Source organism: Streptomyces sp. NPDC003284 (assembly GCF_053589675.1).
Map to the genome: position 1 here is coordinate 335,399 of NZ_JBSFSI010000002.1, position 16,963 is coordinate 352,361.

Genomic DNA, 16,963 nt, shown 5'->3' on the forward strand with positions numbered 1-16,963 from the left:
CGGCATATCTTCCATTTTCCGGCATATGGGGGAGAAAATGATAAGCATCGACTTTGATTGCGAAACAATGCGAGAGCTTTCGGCTGGGGAGGTTGAGGGGGTCGTAACGGCGAGCGAGATGGACATCAGGTACGGCTATTTCGAGACGGATATCTCGTTCTCCGTTGACGGTCAATGGGGTGAGTCATTCTTCGGTGTTCCGATCGTGGACTTCATGTTTTGCCTTCTCCTTTCCGCTCGGGCGGTGCAGGAGGGTGGTGTAGGTAAGATTAGCTTTACGGAGAATGATATGACGATAGACGTTGTTTCGGTGGAGGGAGGGTTGGATATTGTGCGCTCATGGGACCCTGTCGTCGGACGTTGTCGATTGGGTGACTTCATGAGTCAGGTGTCAGCCTTCGTTGACAGGGGGCTGGCATGCATCCTGGATAAGCATCCAGAGTTCGAATCCAATCCGACATACCTAAAGATTTTGGGTTTGCGATAGATCCGTCTCGGTTTCTGGACTCTTCGGTTCCGGCGCATTGTGTTTGAGTGCGCTGGATGTGAAATTTGCTGTGCTGGCTGTGGCCTATTGGTGCCGCGTCGATGCATGAGGGTGAAGAATCGCGGCGTGTGATTTCTTGTGTTTCTTTCCATCGGGGATTATTCCCAGATATGTTTGGGGAGCGACCCTTGTCACGGGGATCCTCTTGGCGTTCGCTGACCGAAGACTGTTTTTGCCTGCAACGTGATTGGTCTGGCCAGGCCCTCACTCCCGTCCCGAAGCAACGACCGCCAGCACCCCCGCCGCCAGCTCGGCGAGCAGCAGGGGGGGCGGCCAGGTCGTGGTGGACGACCCCCGGTTTGCGGACGGGGGACGGTGGCGTTGCGCAGGCCCATCGTCAAGGCCGTGAGCGCGATCAGCGCGTAGGCCGCGGCGGCGGCGTCCGGGGCGTGAACGCCACCGCCGACGAGATCCCGCCCAGCCCCGTTCGGCTGTGAGCGAGCGGGTCAGAACATGTTGGTGATGGTCGTGTCCCAGTTACTGGTTCCCACGAGCTTCGGTTTGCGAAGGGTGGTGGGGTTCAGTGGTGCGCACCAGCAGCGACGGAAGGGTCCGCATCCTCGTCGCGGACCCCCATGGCACCCACACGCTCTCCCTCTCCGCCACCACTCTCGCGACCAACCGCCGCAAGGCCCTCCCGGCGCCCGTGACTACGACCCCGCCACCGGCCGTTTCATCAGCGTCGACCCGCTCCTCGAACTCGACAAGCCCCAGACCATCGGCGGCTACGCCTACAGCGCCCACAACCCCACCACCTACAGCGACCCCACCGGAACCTGGCTCGACGACGGCACCGGCCACAGCGAACCCCGCAACGACGGAGGCGGGGGCGGCGGAGGTAGCTGGTGGGACGACCTCAGCGACTGGGGCAGCGATGTCCTCGACTGGGGCAAGGAGAAGATAGAGGCCGTCCTCCACTACGGAAACACCCTGGCCCATGACCCCAACTTCTGGAGCGGGCTGATCCAGTTCGGCGGCGGAATAGCCGGCGGAGGGGGCGGCCTGGCCCTTGCCTTCTCCGGCGTGATCGAATGCGGAACCGGTGTCCTCTGCCTCGCCGGAGTCCCCTCGATCGTCGGCGGACTCGGCATCGCTGCCGCAGGCTACGGAACCGCCCAGAACGGCGCGGACCTCCTGGGCAAGGCGTTCTCGGAGGCTTCTTCCGAGGCAGCGGGCTCAAGTACAGGAGCCGAAGGCTCCGTCCGTAGCTATTCACCCGAGGATCTGACGCGGGTCTCGAATCATCTGGGACGTCCCGAGCCCGATCATTCTCCGGCGGACGATGCCATGATCGACGGGATCCGTCAGGGCATGGCAGATGGGCCTCTGCTCTCCGAGGGCGAGCAGAACCTCATGCGACACGAGCTCACCGAGGCCGGGATGATGGATGGCGGTATGTCGTATGAGGATGCCCACGAGCTGGCGCTACAGACGCACCCTCTGATGAAGAACTACACGCCCGAAGTGATCGACCAGTTCCCGGAGATGTTCAACGACAACTGGCGTCGCGCATGGGGATTGGAGCCACGGTGATCATCCTTGCAGAAGGCGGCCGTCGTGCCGCGGTTCGGACAGACGAGTCGTCTGCTGCGTACGTCGCGATGCACGTGGCACACTGCGAACGTTCCGCTTCGCCGGGCCCTGAGCGCGCGGTACGGGCGGTCGTGGAACTGAGCCGGGCGTTTGGTGGGATGACCATGCGGGCGTTGCTCGGAGCCGAGTTCTCGCCGGACCCGCAGGGTTCGTCGACCGTGTTCGAGGTCCCATTCTGCGAGGCGATGGGGCTTGGCGCGGTCGCCACGTGTGCCAGCGAGCTCGGCAGTCCACTGGTGGCTGGATTGCCGCGCGACTTCGCCGGTGCAGTACTCGACGGGCTGGCCGGGGACCCTGCAGTCAGAGCTTTGCCGGCCGGGCTGCTGCGGGTCGACCGCGCGGGCTTCGACGAAGCAGGGTCCTCCGAGATGGCGTTCAAGCTCGCAGGCGACCTGCTGCGGAGCGTGGTTGACACTCTGCTGCACCATCGGGATCCCCTCACGGCGGCTCAGGCCGTCCTGAGCGCGTGGTGATGCGGTGCCGATGGGCTCAGACCGGGGGGAACTGACGGCTCTGGTGGCAGCCAGGGGCCGGTGGTGAAGAGCTGGGTGAGCGCGTCGAGACGGCGAGGTCGGCGGGTCCGTCCAGCGTCCGCCGACAGCCGGAGACCCGCTGGCGGACCTTCGCGCCTCCTCACCTCCGACTCGGCCGGGTTGTTCGTGAAGGGGATCGTCAGGTCGTGGACGAAGGTCAGGATCATGTCGCGGTACTTGTCGAACCGGCCCGCCCGCTGGCCATGGCCTCGGCGCCGGTCTGCTGGTCGGGGTCGGCGTCGTGGACGGCCTTGAGGTCGCGCAGGGTGTGCGCGCCGTACCACACGTGGACGGCGTCCAGCAGGTGCGCGTAGCCGCCGTAGCCGTCGCGGACCAGGATCCCGCTGGAGCCGTCCAGGATCTGACCGGCGTCGATGTCGGCGGTGGTGCGGCCGCCGGTGTGCAGTGCGGTGCACTCGTCGTCCGGTCGAGCAGTCAACGCCTGCCAGGTCACGCAGAAGCCGCCTCGCGCGGCCGAAGGGCAGGTGATGGGCCATCACCGCGAGCATCGCGCGGCCTTGACACCCGGCCCCACTGCACTCGACCACCTGCCCCCGACGGTGCCGTGCCCACGGTGACCTGCCCGCAACCCGGGCAGGTCGTCGGCGGCGGAGGCGGGGCCACCTCGAACACCTGCCGCTTGGACACCCCGAACACTGCGCCGGTTAGATGCGAACAGCTACATAATTCGCCTTCCCGAAGGCGGCGCCGAGTTCAGCTACAAGGTGCCTGGGAGGGTTCCAGGATCCTTTGCCATCTATCGAAAGCGGGTCGATGTAAAGGATGTCACGGAGTTGGCCTACAAGACGACTTGGCTCCCTGACGGAACTATCGCTCACATTAAGTTCAAATGAGGTGCTGTTGTGTGATGTTGGAATCTGAATCTTATGGGGCACTGACCAGGCTGATCAGCTGGGCTGATCCACTGGACGGAGTGATGGAAACTGCCAGCCGGTGTGACCTCAGTGAAGGGCTTGCGGTGATTCTTGATCGCCCGACTGTGACGCGTGTTCTTCGTAGGTGCATTTCGGGCGAGCTGGATGTTCGAGAATTGCCCACGTGGGCGAGTGCGGTTCATGGCTGCGGGTACTGGGCCAGGTGGCCGACCGGCAGGGTGAGGTGGGCCTGGTCTCGTGTCCGGACTGCGGCCAGGGCCGGCTTGACGAGCACACAGGGGAGCCGACGGTGGCCAGGGGCTGGTGGTGAAGAACCGGGTATATGGAGATGCGCCGGGCGAACACTGCGTGACCCGATCGACCGACCGTACTGTGCCGAGGCTCGACAGTTGTCACCGGCAGAGCCGAAGAGGCCGGCAGAAGAGCCGGGCCGAAGCAGCCTGGATGTCACCTGGGAGGCGGGCTACTTGTCACGGCCGCTCCATCAGCAATCGTTCTGTCACCAGGTCAAGGTGGGACGCTCGGCGTTGCGCGGCTCTCGGCTGGAGGCTTGGGGCAACAGCTTCACCCGCCCAGGGGCTTGGTCAGGTGTAGGTGGAGATTTCGATCAGGTTGCCGTCCGGGTCGCGCAGGTAGGTGCTGAGGATCGGGCCGAGGGCGCCGGTGCGCGGTACCGGGCCTTCCTCCACGGGTACCCCGCAGGCGGCCAGATGGGCCAGCACTTGTTCCTGCGGGGTCTCGGTGACCAGGCAGAGGTCGGCGCTGCCGGGGGTGGGTCGGGCGGCGTGGGGCAGGCGTTCGCGGCCTGCCCGGTGGAGGTTGATCTTGCTGCTGCCGAAGCCCAGCGCGCGGCGCCCCTCCCCGAAGGTGACGGGCCGTAAGCCGAGGACCCGCTGGTAGAAGGCGGTGGTCCGCTCGACGTCGGTGACGGTCAGCACCAGGTGGTCCAGGCCGCTGATCACGATCCCCGGCTCGGGGGCGTACCGGGCCAGATGCTCGGCGCAGGCGTTCCACGCGGGTGCGGACAGCAGATCGCGTGAGCGGGCGAACAGGCGGTACAGGGCCGGGCCGTGGCGTTCGGCCAGCCCGGCGTGGTGGGCCAGTACGTCGAGCTCGTTGGCGGCCGTGATCTCCACGATGGCGCGTACGTCCGCCTCGGCCGGAGTGTGTTCCCGGCCCGTGAAGCGGTCATGGAAGACCACCGGAAGTACGTTGCCCAGGCGCGGATAGACGGCCGCCCGGTCGCAGCTTGCGTACAGGTACACCAGGGCCTCCGCGCGATCGCCGATCAGTTCGGCGAGCACCCCGCGCTCGGTGATGCCCAGGAGTGACCCGTCGAATCCGTCTGTTCCGTAGGCGGCGTGGCACAGCCCCGCGAGCTGGACGTCAGGGTCGGCGTCCCAGGCGGAGAGCAAGCGCGCGACGCGGTGCAGGTGGTCCAGGAGCGTTCCGCCCGGATGGGCCGTCCGGGCGGCGCCGCGGGCGGACAGGAACTCCTCGGCCCGGGACCATCGCGCCGGGGCGGGCCGCCCCATCAGGCCACCCGTTTCGCGGACTGCGCCACCTCGGCGACCAGTCGGGCGGTGGCCGGGACGGCGATGCCGTGGGCGGCTCCGGCGCGCAGGACGGCTCCGCCGATGGCGTCGAGTTCGAGCGGGCGGCCGGCCTCGGCGTCGCGCTGCATCGAGGACCTCATCGTCCCAGGGACGCGGTCGAAGAAGGAGAGTAGCCCCTCGGCGCTCACCGGCGTGCCGGCGGCGAGGGCTACGGCCGCGATCTCGTCGAGGACGGTGAGCAGCTCGAGCCGGTGCCGATCACGGACGGCACCGACGTCGGACTGGTGGCGGGTGGTCAGCAGGGCGAACGGAGCGAGGAAGGCCAGTTTGTCCCAGAGCATCGCGCTCTCGTCCTCGCGTACGGTCACGCCCAGACCGGCCTGTCGCAGCAGCTCCACGAAGTCATCCAGGGGGGCGGCGAGTTCAAGGTCGGCGAAAGGGCTGGTGTGGGCGATGCGGCCAGGCGCCGTGCGGGTGGCCTCGACCCGGATGGTGCCCGCGACGACCTGGGCAGAGGGGAAGCACTCGCGGAGTACGGCGAGATGGTCGAGGCCGTTGAGCAGCGGTACCACGACCGCCGTGCCGAGCACCTCGGCCGGGATGCGGTCGAGCGCCTCGGCGAGCGCGGTCTGCTTGACCGTCACGAAGACGGCATCTACCGGCTCGCGCAACTCGGTGTCGGACTCCACCGCCACGGTGAACTCCCCGTACCGGTTGCTGTCGACGCGCAACCCGTCCTGGCGCAGCACGGCAACGGTCTGTTCCCCCGCCAGGCAGACGACGCGGTGTCCGGCACGGGCGAGCAGCGCGCCGACCAGGCCGCCGACGCCGCCTGGGCCGAGAACCGCCACGGTCGTCCTGCTTGTGCTCATGTGTGCTCCTGTCCGGGAAATCAATGAGTCGAGAGGTGGGGCGGCCGGGGCCGGGGCCGGGAAGCCGGTCGGGCCCGTGGTGGGTCGGCACGCGCCCGCATTCAGGACCGCGTCCGGACCGCCGAAGAGACAGCGGGCGGGTTGCCGTCCTGGGCCCGGAACGATGATCAAACCTGCCGGGACCTAAGTCAATCCACGGGTTTGCTAGGAAACACCCAAGCAATAGCTTGGGTCCCGCACTAATTGACGATCTCCGTGTCTTTGCCGCCGCCTGCCGAACCGGTTCGCTCAGCGGTGCCGCCCGTGACCTGGGCTGTATGCAGTCGGCCGTCAGCCGGCACGTGAAGCGACTCAAGCGGGAACTGGGACCCAGCCTGCTCGAACGCCACCCGCGCGGGATTGCGCCGACCTCGACAGGGCGGCTGCTGCACACCTCGCACAGGCCGCGGCGGGGGCGTCCCACACACGGACGCCCCCGCCGCCGAGGCCCGGCCGGTCCTGCTCAGCCGTGAGCGGCCGGCTCAGGAGATGTCGGTGATGGTGGTGTCCCAGCTGCTCGTTCCCACGAGCTTCGGTTTGCGAAGGGTGGTGGGGGTGCCGGGATAGAAGAGCAGGCACCCCGTGGGGCACTTGGTGGTCTGTTCCGCACCGGAGTCGTCGGTGTAACTGACGGTGTAGTTCGCGTCTGCGGGTGTGGTGGCCCAGACGTCGCCGTAGGTCTCACCGGCGGTGGGCTGGAACTGGTGGTAGGTGATGTCGGTTCCGGCGTCGGGGTCGCTGTAGGTGCCGGTGGTGACGGTTCCCTGGACGTTGCCCGGTGAGGCGAGGTGCGGGCGGCGGTCCCAGCCCGACGTCCCGTACAGCACGCGCGTGCCGAGAGAGTACGTTCCGTCGGTGATGCGGCCGGGGTAGAGGAAGAGCTCGCCGGTGCTGGGGTTGCGGGCGACCAGGTCCTGGACGCCGTCCCCGTTCTGGTCACCGAGGGCGAGGTTGGTGTAGTCCTTCCAGCCGCGGGTGCCGATGACGGTGCGGTTGTTGAGGTCGAACGGTTCGGTCTGGTCCTGGCCCCCGCCGCCGATCGTGTTGCCGGTGTAGAGGTACAGCTGGGCGTCCGTGCAGGCGTCGGTCGTGCACTCGATGGTGATGAGGTCGTTGCCTGCTTCATGGCCCGGCGTGTTGTTCCGGTCGATGTCACCGGGGGTGACGATCTGCCGGATGCGGCGCCAGTCGGGGGCGGTGTCGACATTGGGATGGACGAGTTCGGTTCGGGTGTCGTAGGCGGGCCGGCCGAGTCCGTCGCCTCCGTAGACATAGAGCTTGTCGTTGCTCAGCCGGACGACGAAGTCCTCGTATCCGTCGGGTGCGGCGCCCTGGCCGGTGAAGCCGCGCAGGTCGCCGCGGTGGGCGATGAGGGCGTTGCTCCAGCCGCCCGTGCCGACGATGTCGGCGGGAGAGACCCTGCCGGTGCCGTCGCCCGCGTAGAGGCGCAGCTTGCTGGTCGCGTCGATGGCGACCATGTCGGTGTGGCCGTCGCCGGTGAGGTCGCCCGGGAGATCCGTGTGTGCCAGACCGGTGCCGGGGTTCTTGGCGGGGGCGTATACGAAGTCGGAGGGAGTGGTACTGAGGATGACGGCGTCGCTGGCCCGGTCGTAGGGGGAGTGGTTGCCGGCCTTGTCGAAGGCGAGCACGTGCAGGGTGCTGTTCGGGGTGCCGCTGGGGGTGATGGTGATGCGCGCGCTGTGGTGGTCGGTGCCGACGTCGACCCAGTTGCCGTTGGAGCAGCGGGTGCTGGAGACGGAGATGTACTGGTCGGTGTTCCAGCAGAAGCCCGCCAGGTCGTCGGCGGTGTTGCTGAGCTGCAATGGGAGAGCCTTGCGGGCGGTGTAGATGTCGGTGGCCTCGTCCGCGGCCGTGCCGTCGGTGTTGGTCACGACGACTGCGTCGGCGGGCCCGATGCGGTCGACGGTGAAGCCGCAGGGTGCGGTGGTGCTGCTGGTGGTGCTCTCGTCGTCCTTGGCGCGGACCGTCCACGTGTACGACCCGTTGGGGATCTTGCCGGCTGCCACAGTGACCGAGGCGGTCTGTCCGGTGGCAACCGTGTCGGTGGCGGAAGCGACCGTCTTGCCGACGGAGTTGACCACGGAGAACTCGCCGGTGACCTTCCCTCCGTCCTTGTCGATGAGCTTCGCCGTGAGTGCTATCCCGCTGTTGCCGACCAGACCCTTGCAGGGGACCTGCTTGTTGCCGTCTCCGCCGGGGCTCCAGGTGCCTTCGTAGGCGTGGTACTCGTCGACGGTGGGCTTGAAGTTGTAGGTGATCTCCAGAGCCGGGTTGTTGGTGAACCGCTTGTAGCTGTCGTGGTCACCTTCGTGGCTGCTCTCGGCCCGCAGACCGAAGGCGAGCGTGCTCCAGCCGTTGTCGGCGGCCTTCTGGATGTAGTCGGTCAGCGCGTCGGAGTGGTAGTCGTGTCCGAGATTCCCCGGGCAGTACGTGGGGTTGCCGTGGGCGTAGGAGGCGGAGTCGAGTTTCTGCGACCAGCTCGGCTGGCTGTTCCAGGTGGGGGTGGTGTCGATGCTGCCGGTGGACCACAGTTCGGTCGGCCCGGCGGCCGAGGCGTCACAGCCCCAGGAGTGGGTCTCGACGACGGCGAAGGTGGCCTTGAGGATGTCCGCGCCCGCCAGCCCTTTGGTGTCCATCGCGAAGAACGAGCGGGTCCTGCCGGTGCCGTTGAAGCCGACCCGGGGTTCGTCGCTGGGGTTGTCGGAGTTCCATCCCGAGCCGTTGGGATAGTCGGCGCCCGGGGTCGCGGAGTACACGACAGCCCACTTCTTGCGCTTGCCGCCGGAGAAGGGCGGATCCACCACCAGCGGGAACTGATCGGCGGTGGCCAGCAGGGTGGGATCCGGTGTCAGGGTGAGGGTGTCGCCGGAGACCTCGACGCCCACCGGAGCGGATCTCGGCTGACCGTCCGTGTCGGCCGCGCTGATGTGCGTTCTCTTCGCGGCAGCGCCGGGGAGGGACGGCTGCTCCCACATCTTGGGCCGCAGGGCGCTGAAGACGGCGTTGCCGTCCGCGTCCACGGCGGTCAGGTTGCCGCTCCCGTCGTCGGCGAGGGTGACACCGACGGTGCCGACGCCGAGTCTGATGCTTCGGACGGCCGGATCGGCGGCGGCCTGCGGGGTGTTGATGATCAGGTCTTCCGCGAACCCGTCGACCTCGGCGATGACCTTCAGGTCGACGCCTGGCAGGACCGACTTGTACAGGGCGGTGTTGCCCTCCAGAACCGGTTGCGGCAGAGCTGTGGGCCATGACAGTGACAGTTGCTTGTCGTCCTTGGTCATGGATGCCAAGGGAGTGGTGCCGCCGCCGGAGAAGGTGATCCCGAAGGTCGCTGAGGCGGGGCCCACCGTGCCGTCCGGCCGACGGACCACGGTGGCGTCGGCCTTCTTCCACACGCCCTCGTAGCGCGACCACACGGGGGTGGAGTACTGGCGGCGGGTGGTGGTCCCGTCAGGGTTGGCGAACGTCTCGGCGTCCTCCTCGCGCCGGTCCAGGATCTCGACGGGCTGCCCGCTCTTCGCGGCGAGGCCGGCCGCCTTGTTCTCGGAACTGGCCGGCGGCGCGGCGGGCGGACTGTCCTCCTCCGGGGCGGTGGCTGCGGCTGCGGCCGGGAGCGTCTGCGCGCTGACACCTGCCACCGCCGAGAAAGAGAGGGCGAGGAGTGCCGTTGCCAGACGCCTCCTTCCACGACGTATGAGGCGAGGATATTTCATCAGATTCCTTTCAGGGAGTACGCCCCGGAGAGTACGCGAATCCTGTCGCTGAATTGTGGAGCATTCGATCTCCGAGCACGTGGGCTGCGTTTGCGTTCCGGCAACTCGCGCGAGTATTCACATCACCTCCACATGTGTACTTATTGTAAATATTTGTCTATTTTTGCCCCCCATTCCTACCAGTGAAAACGTATTGGGATGTGTTGGTGGTGTGAAGATCGATTTGACTCAAGAGGCTTCTGCCGACGTCTTAAATTCGCCACTTTTCCTCTTGTGTATGGGGCACTTAATCGGGTTTCCTGTGTCTGATCTTTGTAGCGAGCAGGTCTGAGGGTGGGGATTTCCATGGCGTTCCGCCGCAGCTTTGCCATGCCGTTTTCGGCACCTCGGTTGTTGCGGGTGCGCGGCCTGGTGACCGCCCTGGCCGGTCTGCTCGCCGTGGTCCTGTGCATGACGTTGCTGGAGGCGCCGAGCTGGGCCGCGCCCGCTGGTCCCTTCTCCCCGCGTGCCGTGCCCAAGCCCGTATCGGTGCCGGGCACGGACCTGGTCACCCATCACACGGCGGTGCGTTCGCAGTCCGATCTGAACATCTGGCACCCACCGGGGAAGGCGGCCTGGCCGGGTGCGGGGGAAGCAGACGTCGTGCTGCCCGCGGTCACGGCGGGATCGAAGCCGAAGGCGCACGACGGTGAGCGCCGCGTGCGGGCCGGCTCGCTTCCGGTCAGCGTCGGCAGGGCCTCCCACCCGGTCCGGGGGAGCGGCAAGATGGTCCGGGACACCGGCAGCACGGCACCTGACCGGCTGCACGTGAAGGTGGCCGACCGCACCGCCGCCCAACGGGCGGGGATCGAGGGCCTGCTGCTGTCGCTCCGGCCCACCGACACCTCGGGCACGGCCGGAGCGGCCGATGTCCAGGTGGACTACACAGGCATCACCGCGGCCTACGGTGCGGACTGGGCCTCACGTCTGCGTCTCGTGCAACTGCCCGCCTGCGCGCTGACGACCCCCGAGGCGGTCGGATGCCGCCAGGGCGTACCGCTGGCGACGGACAACGACACGAAGTCGCACACCCTGACCGCGACGGTCGCGCTTCCCCCTGCCGAGGCACCGGGTTCCCCCGCCGCAGGCAGGTCCTCCGCGCAGGGCACGGTGGTACTCGCCGCCGAGGCCGGCGCCTCCGGCGACGCGGGCTCTTTCAAGGCCACCTCGCTGACCGCGTCCGGATCGTGGTCGGCGGGCGGGAACTCCGGCGGGTTCGGCTGGAACATCCCCTTCGGGGTACCGCCCGTACCGGGCGGCCTTGAGCCCAAGGTCGGACTCTCCTACAACTCCTCGGCCGTGGACGGCCGGACCTCCTCCACCAATAACCAGACTTCCTGGATCGGTGAGGGCTGGGAGTACTCGCCCGGATACGTCGAGCGGACCTACGCCCCGTGCGAGAACGACAAGAAGGGCGGCAACAACACCGAGAAGGTCGGTGACCTGTGCTGGAAGTCCCAGAACGCGACCCTGTCCCTGAACGGCAGGTCCACACCGCTGGTGTGGGACGCGGGCAACAACGTGTGGAAGCAGGCTGACGACGACGGCTCCCGCGTCGAACTGATCAAGGGCAGTTCCCCGGACGACGTGAACGGCGACCAGGACTACGAGTACTGGAAGCTCACCACCGCCGACGGCACCCAGTACTGGTTCGGGAAGAACCGGCTGCCCGGCTGGAGCAGCGGCAAGAGCGAGACGAACTCCGTGTTCACCGTCCCGGTCTACGGCAACCACAGCGGTGAGCCCGGACACGGTTCGGACTTCGCCTCCTCGGCACAGACCCAGGGCTGGCGCTGGAACCTCGACTACGTCGTGGACCCGCACAACGACGCCATGGCCCTGTACTACGCCAAGGAATTGGGCTACTACGCCCAGAACAACAAGATCGACAAGCCGGTCTCCTACACCCGCGGCGGCTACCTGACCCGGATCGACTACGGACTGCGCGCGGGCGAGGCCCTCACCACCGCCAACCCGGCCGGTCAGGTGAAGTTCGACGTCGCGGACCGGTGCCTGTCCGGCTGCACCTTCGACAAGGACCACGCCACCAACTGGCCGGACGTACCTGTCGATCTGGACTGCAAGGACGGCAAGCAGTGCCTGGAGGCCGCTCCGACGTTCTGGTCCACCAAGCGCCTGAAGTCGGTCGACACCTTCGCGCTGCAGGGCGGCACGATGCAGCCCGTCGACACCTGGAGCCTCACCCAGTCCTACCCGGGCACCGGTGATGTCTCCACCCCGGGCCTGTGGCTGGCCTCGGTCCAGCACACCGCCAAGGCGGGTGCTCTCGCCGACCTGTCCACACCGGCCATCACCTTCGGCTCCGCTCTGATGCCCAACCGGGTGGACTCCTCCGAGGGCCGGCCGCCGCTGAACAAGTACCGCATCACCCGCATCACCAATGAGACCGGCGCCGACACGCTGGTCACGTACAGCCCCACCGAGTGCACCACGGGCAAGCTGCCCGCACCGGACAAGAACACCAAGCGCTGCTACCCGTCCTGGTGGACACTGGACGGCGCCGTCGACCCGGTCAAGGACTGGTTCCACAAGTACGTCGTGACCCAGGTGACCGAGGACGACACCACCGCGGGCTCCGGATCACCCTCGAAGACCACGACCTACGAGTACGCCGACGGACCGAACTGGCGGCGGGACGACAGCGAGTTCACGCTCGACAAGCACCGCAGTTGGAGCACCTTCCGCGGATACGGCACCGTCCGCACCCTGACCGGCACGGCGAACCGCACCAAGACCGAGACCAGCTACTTCCTCGGCATGGCGGGCGACACCCTCGCCGACGGCAGCCCCAGAAACGCCTCCAAGGTCAACGGCATCACCGACCGCGAAGACTTCGCCGGCCGGGCGGCCGAGACCCGCACCTACGACAAGGACGGCACCGACGGCAAGGTCGTCGCCAAAACGACCTACCTCCCCTGGGAATCCGACGCCACCGCCACCCAGCACATCACCGGGATCACCGACCCCGACAAGCCGGGGACCGACGGCCCCGCCCTGCCCGACGCCGTCGCCCGTCTCTCCGGAACGGTCACCGAGAAAGCCTCCACGCTGCTCGACGACGGCACGACGTGGCGCACTCTGACCACCACGCGCACCTACGACCCGGTCTACGGCCTGGTCACCTCCCAGGGCGACAGCGGCGACAGCGAGCACGGCGTCCAGCCCGTCTGCACCCGTACCACCTACGTCACCCCCGACACGGCCAACTGGCTGATCGCCTACCCCAGCGAAACGGTGAGCGTCACTTCCCCGCGCTGCGACGGCGGGATCCTCAACACCGGAATCACCAGCTCTTCCCGCACGTCCTACGACGGCCAGGCGCCCGGCACGGCACCCAAGCCCGGCCAGGTGAACGTCACCAAGACCGAACAGGCGCCGAAGCTCGGCGCCGACGGCGCCCTTGTCTGGGAGACCACCAGCCAGGCCTCGTACGACCAGTACGGCCGCGTGACCACGAGCAGGGGCCAGGACAACCAGCCGGTCACCACCGCCTACACACCGGCCACCGGCGCGCAGCCCACCACCGTCACCGTCTCCAACGTCAAGAACCAGGCGGCCACCAGCACCTTCGACGGACTGCGCGGCCTCACCCTCACCACAACCGACGCGAACGGACGAACGGCGACCAGCCAGTACGACAGCCTGGGCCGTCTGACCAAGGCGTGGAGCACGGGCCGGGCCACCACCGAGGACCCCAACGCCACCTTCACCTACAGCGTCTCCGCCACCGTGCCCTCGGCCGTGACGACCAAGCAGCGCCGTGAAGACGGGACCTGGGCCACCTCCGTCACCCTGTACGACTCCTTGCTGCGCGAGCGCCAGACCCAGGCCGACGCCGTGGGCGTGACCGGCCGCACCGTCACCGACACCTTCTACGACACCCACGGCCGCGCCTTCCAGACGGACGCGCCGTTCTACAACGACCAGCCCGTGTCGGCGACGCTGCTCAGCGTCACGCCCAATCAGATACCCGCGTCGACGGTGACCGAGTACGACGGCAGGGGCCGCCCCACCGCAGCGGTGACCCTCTCCCTGAACGTGGAGAAGTGGCGCACCGCCACCACCTACGGCGACACCTGGACCGCTGTGCTGCCCCCGGCGGGCGGCACCGCTGAACTGGCCGTCAGCGACATCCGCGGCCGCACGATCGAACGACGCGAGTACAAGGACCGCACCCCGGTCATCGGTGCGTCCGCCGACCGCTACGAAGCGACGCGCTACACCTACGACCCGGTCGGCAACCTCACCAAGGTCACCGACGCGTCCGGCCGCAACACCTGGACGTACACCTACGACCTGCGTGGGCGTCAGATCGCCTCCACCGACCCCGACAAGGGGGCCGGGACCACCGTCTACGGCAACGACGGCCGCGTCGCCACGACCACGGACGCCCGCAACACCACTCTGGCCACCACGTACGACGAGCTCGGCCGCGAGACGAGTCTGCGCGTCGGCTCCGCCACGGGCACCAAGCTCGCCGAGTGGACCTACGACACGGTCACCGGAGGCAAGGGACTGCCCGCCACCTCCGTCCGCTACGACACATCCGTCACACCGGCCGCCGCCTACAAGACGGAAGTCACCGGCTACGACACCGCCGGCGGCCCGACCGGCAGCAAGGTCACGGTGCCCTCGGTGGCCGGGGAGGAGAAGCTCGCCGGTACCTACACCGTCGCGACCACCGCCACTCCGGTCAACGGCCTGCCCGCCACCACCGCGTACAGCACCACCAACACCAACGCCACCACGGCCCTGCCCGCGGAGACGGTCACCGACCACTACGTCCAGGACCAGCTCTCCATCGTCGACGGCACCCTGTCCCAGGCATACCTGCGCGGCGCCACCTACACCCCCTACGGCCAGCTCGCCCAGGCTCAGCTCGGCAACCTCGGCACCCTCGTCACCCAGACCCTGAGCTACGACAAGGTCACCCAGCGGCTGACCACCTCGATCACCGACCGCCAGGCCGCCGGCCCCAAGACCCTGTCCAACATCAAGTACTCCTACGACACCGTCGGAAACCTGACCCGGGTCCGCGACGACCAGAACGACGGCACCGTCGTCGACGACCAGTGCTACACCTACGACTGGGCCCGCCGCCTCAGCGAAGCCTGGACCACGGGGGACGGCTGCACCACCAAGCCCGTCAACGGCTCCGGTACGCCCAGCCTGGGCAGCACCGACCCGTACTGGACCAGCTGGACCTTCACCGACAGCGGTGACCGCGCCACCGAGACCCAGCACAAGGCGGGCCCCGTCACGGCCGACACCACGCGCACCTACGGCTACCCCGCCTCCACCGGTGCGGCCCAGCCGCACGCCGTACGGACCGTCACCGCCACCGGCGGAGCAACCGGCGCCGACGCCTACCAGTACGACGCGACCGGGAACCTGACCAAGAAGACGCCTGCCGGTGGTCCCGCCCAGGACCTCACCTGGAACGAGGAAGGCAGGCTCGCCACCTCCAGCGTCTCCGGCGCCACCACCAGATTCCTCTACGACGCCGACGGCACCCGCATCCTCCAGCGGGAGCCCACCGCCACCACCCTCTACCTCCCTGGCGGTCAGGAACTCGTCCTCACCAAGGCCACCAACGCGCTGGCGGGCACGCGCTACTACACGGTGCCCGGCGGCTCAGCGGTGCGCACCAGCAGCGACGGAAGGGTCCGCATCCTCGTCGCGGACCCCCATGGCACCAACACGCTCTCCATCTCCGCCACCACTCTCGCGACCAACCGCCGCAAGACCCTCCCGTACGGAGCTTCCCGCGGCACCGCGCCCACCTTCTGGCCCGGTCAGAAGGGCTTCATCGGCGGCGACACCGATCCCACCACCGGCTTCACCCACATCGGCGCCCGTGACTACGACCCCGCCACCGGCCGTTTCATCAGCGTCGACCCGCTCCTCGAACTCGACAAGCCCCAGACCATCGGCGGCTACGCCTACAGCGCCCACAACCCCACCACCTACAGCGACCCCACCGGAACCTGGCTCGACGACGGCACCGGCCACAGCGAACCCCGCAACGACGGAGGCCCGGCCGGCCCCGCCAACCCCAACGGCGCTGGCAAGCCCTCGGGGCAGGTCGGCGACGACGGCTGCTACTACAGCTGCCACTGGGATGACGACAACAGCGGCAGCAACAACGGAGGCGGGGGCGGCGGAGGTAGCTGGTGGGACGACCTCAGCGACTGGGGCAGCGATGTCCTCGACTGGGGCAAGGAGAAGATAGAGCCTGTCCTCCACTACGGAAACACCCTGGCCCATGACCCCAACTTCTGGAGCGGGCTGATCCAGTTCGGCGGCGGAATAGCCGGCGGAGGGGGCGGCCTGGCCCTTTCCTTCTCCGGCGTGATCGAATGCGGAACCGGTGTCCTCTGCATCGCCGGAGTCCCCTCGATCGTCGGCGGACTCGGCATCGCTGCCGCAGGCTACGGAACCGCCCAGAACGGCGCGGACCTCCTGGGGAAGGCGTTCTCGGAGGCTTCTTCCGAGGCAGCTGTTCAGCCTGAGTCGGCTGGTGGCGGGCGGATCAACCTTGCCAGTGCGGATCGGACGGATCACATCCTGCGCGGCGAGCAACGAGCTGACGGTTCGTGGAGCGGTGGACATCAGTGGCCCGGCAACCCAGGGAAGACTGTGTTCCCTGAGTCCTGGTCGGCGGACGACATAATGGAGCGCATCTCCGACGTGGCGACCGATCCCGGAGCGCGACGGGAAGGCGGTGGTCCCGGTGGTGGGATGCTGACGCGCAAGGGAGCTCCCGCGCGCTTCCGAGTCTTCGGAAAGCGTGATGGTGTGTGCATCAGAGTCGTTGTCGAGCCCGCCGGCGAAGGAATCATCACCGGCTTCCCCGACGCTGGAGGCTGCTGATGATCAACAAGAAGCTACTCGCTCTGGCCGCGATGCTCGTCCGGCACGTCCCGCCCGGGATGGTAGACGAACTGCTCGTCTATGTCCGGGCAGGAGAGGCCGAAGTAGGCCTTGAGCAGCTGTGCGACACCCTGTCGGACGAGGAGGAACCGCTGACTGCCGACGAGGCGGCGCTGATCCGCGAGGTGGGAACCGCTCTGGGACTGACCCGGCCTTCGTTCCTCGATATCGATGAACTCGTCGTCGGGGATTGAACGGGT

General features: G+C 67.7%; 10 protein-coding genes. 6 read left to right on the forward strand and 4 right to left on the reverse strand.

Annotated features, from left to right (window positions below; genetic code table 11):
• The first annotated feature begins 37 nt into the window (after positions 1-37).
• The 3 genes from ACWDYF_RS04995 (at position 38) to ACWDYF_RS05005 (ending at position 2,613) form a co-directional block, all read left to right on the forward strand.
• On the forward strand, positions 38-487 hold the full coding sequence (locus tag ACWDYF_RS04995) for a hypothetical protein (protein WP_389472246.1): 450 nt from the start codon (positions 38-40) through the stop codon (positions 485-487).
• A 522-nt stretch (positions 488-1,009) separates the two neighbouring features.
• Entirely contained in the window at positions 1,010-2,080 is a 1,071-nt protein-coding gene (locus tag ACWDYF_RS05000; RefSeq protein ID WP_389472249.1) for an RHS repeat-associated core domain-containing protein, read from the forward strand.
• Positions 2,077-2,613, forward strand: coding sequence for a hypothetical protein (locus ACWDYF_RS05005; RefSeq protein WP_389472252.1), 537 nt, complete (start codon positions 2,077-2,079; stop codon positions 2,611-2,613). Before ACWDYF_RS05000 ends, ACWDYF_RS05005 begins: the two co-directional genes overlap by 4 nt.
• A gap of 223 nt (positions 2,614-2,836) precedes the next feature.
• On the opposite strand, the gene ACWDYF_RS05010 is transcribed toward ACWDYF_RS05005, so the two are convergent.
• The 3 genes from ACWDYF_RS05010 to ACWDYF_RS05020 form a co-directional block, all read right to left on the reverse strand.
• Positions 2,837-3,127 (reverse strand): IS66 family transposase, encoded by a 291-nt coding sequence (locus tag ACWDYF_RS05010; RefSeq protein ID WP_389472255.1) that lies wholly within the window; start codon positions 3,125-3,127, stop codon positions 2,837-2,839.
• Positions 3,128-4,153: 1,026 nt separating this feature from the next.
• Entirely contained in the window at positions 4,154-5,104 is a 951-nt protein-coding gene (locus ACWDYF_RS05015; protein WP_389472257.1) for a VOC family protein, read from the reverse strand.
• Positions 5,104-5,997 carry a ketopantoate reductase family protein gene (locus tag ACWDYF_RS05020; RefSeq protein ID WP_026252983.1) on the reverse strand — a complete coding sequence of 298 codons (894 nt, stop codon included), beginning with the start codon at positions 5,995-5,997 and terminating at the stop codon, positions 5,104-5,106. The genes ACWDYF_RS05015 and ACWDYF_RS05020 overlap by 1 nt, the downstream gene beginning before the upstream one ends.
• A gap of 227 nt (positions 5,998-6,224) precedes the next feature.
• On the opposite strand from ACWDYF_RS05020, the gene ACWDYF_RS05025 reads away from it, so the two are divergent.
• The gene (locus ACWDYF_RS05025) at positions 6,225-6,509 is read left to right on the forward strand and encodes a helix-turn-helix domain-containing protein (RefSeq protein ID WP_451584261.1); all 285 of its coding nucleotides are present in this window, start codon (positions 6,225-6,227) and stop codon (positions 6,507-6,509) included.
• Positions 6,510-6,518: 9 nt separating this feature from the next.
• Here the strand turns inward: ACWDYF_RS05025 and ACWDYF_RS05030 are convergent, their stop codons facing one another.
• Positions 6,519-9,695: a hypothetical protein gene (locus tag ACWDYF_RS05030; protein WP_389472263.1), complete on the reverse strand. Its 3,177-nt coding sequence runs from the start codon at positions 9,693-9,695 to the stop codon at positions 6,519-6,521.
• 474 nt (positions 9,696-10,169) lie between these two features.
• Between ACWDYF_RS05030 and ACWDYF_RS05035 the strand changes: the two genes are divergently transcribed.
• Together ACWDYF_RS05035 and ACWDYF_RS05040 are read left to right on the forward strand one after the other, a co-directional pair.
• Positions 10,170-16,703, forward strand: a complete 6,534-nt coding sequence (locus ACWDYF_RS05035; protein ID WP_389472265.1) for an RHS repeat-associated core domain-containing protein — start codon at positions 10,170-10,172, stop codon at positions 16,701-16,703.
• Positions 16,703-16,957, forward strand: a complete 255-nt coding sequence (locus ACWDYF_RS05040; RefSeq protein ID WP_389472268.1) for a hypothetical protein — start codon at positions 16,703-16,705, stop codon at positions 16,955-16,957. The genes ACWDYF_RS05035 and ACWDYF_RS05040 overlap by 1 nt, the downstream gene beginning before the upstream one ends.
• Positions 16,958-16,963: the final 6 nt, after the last annotated feature.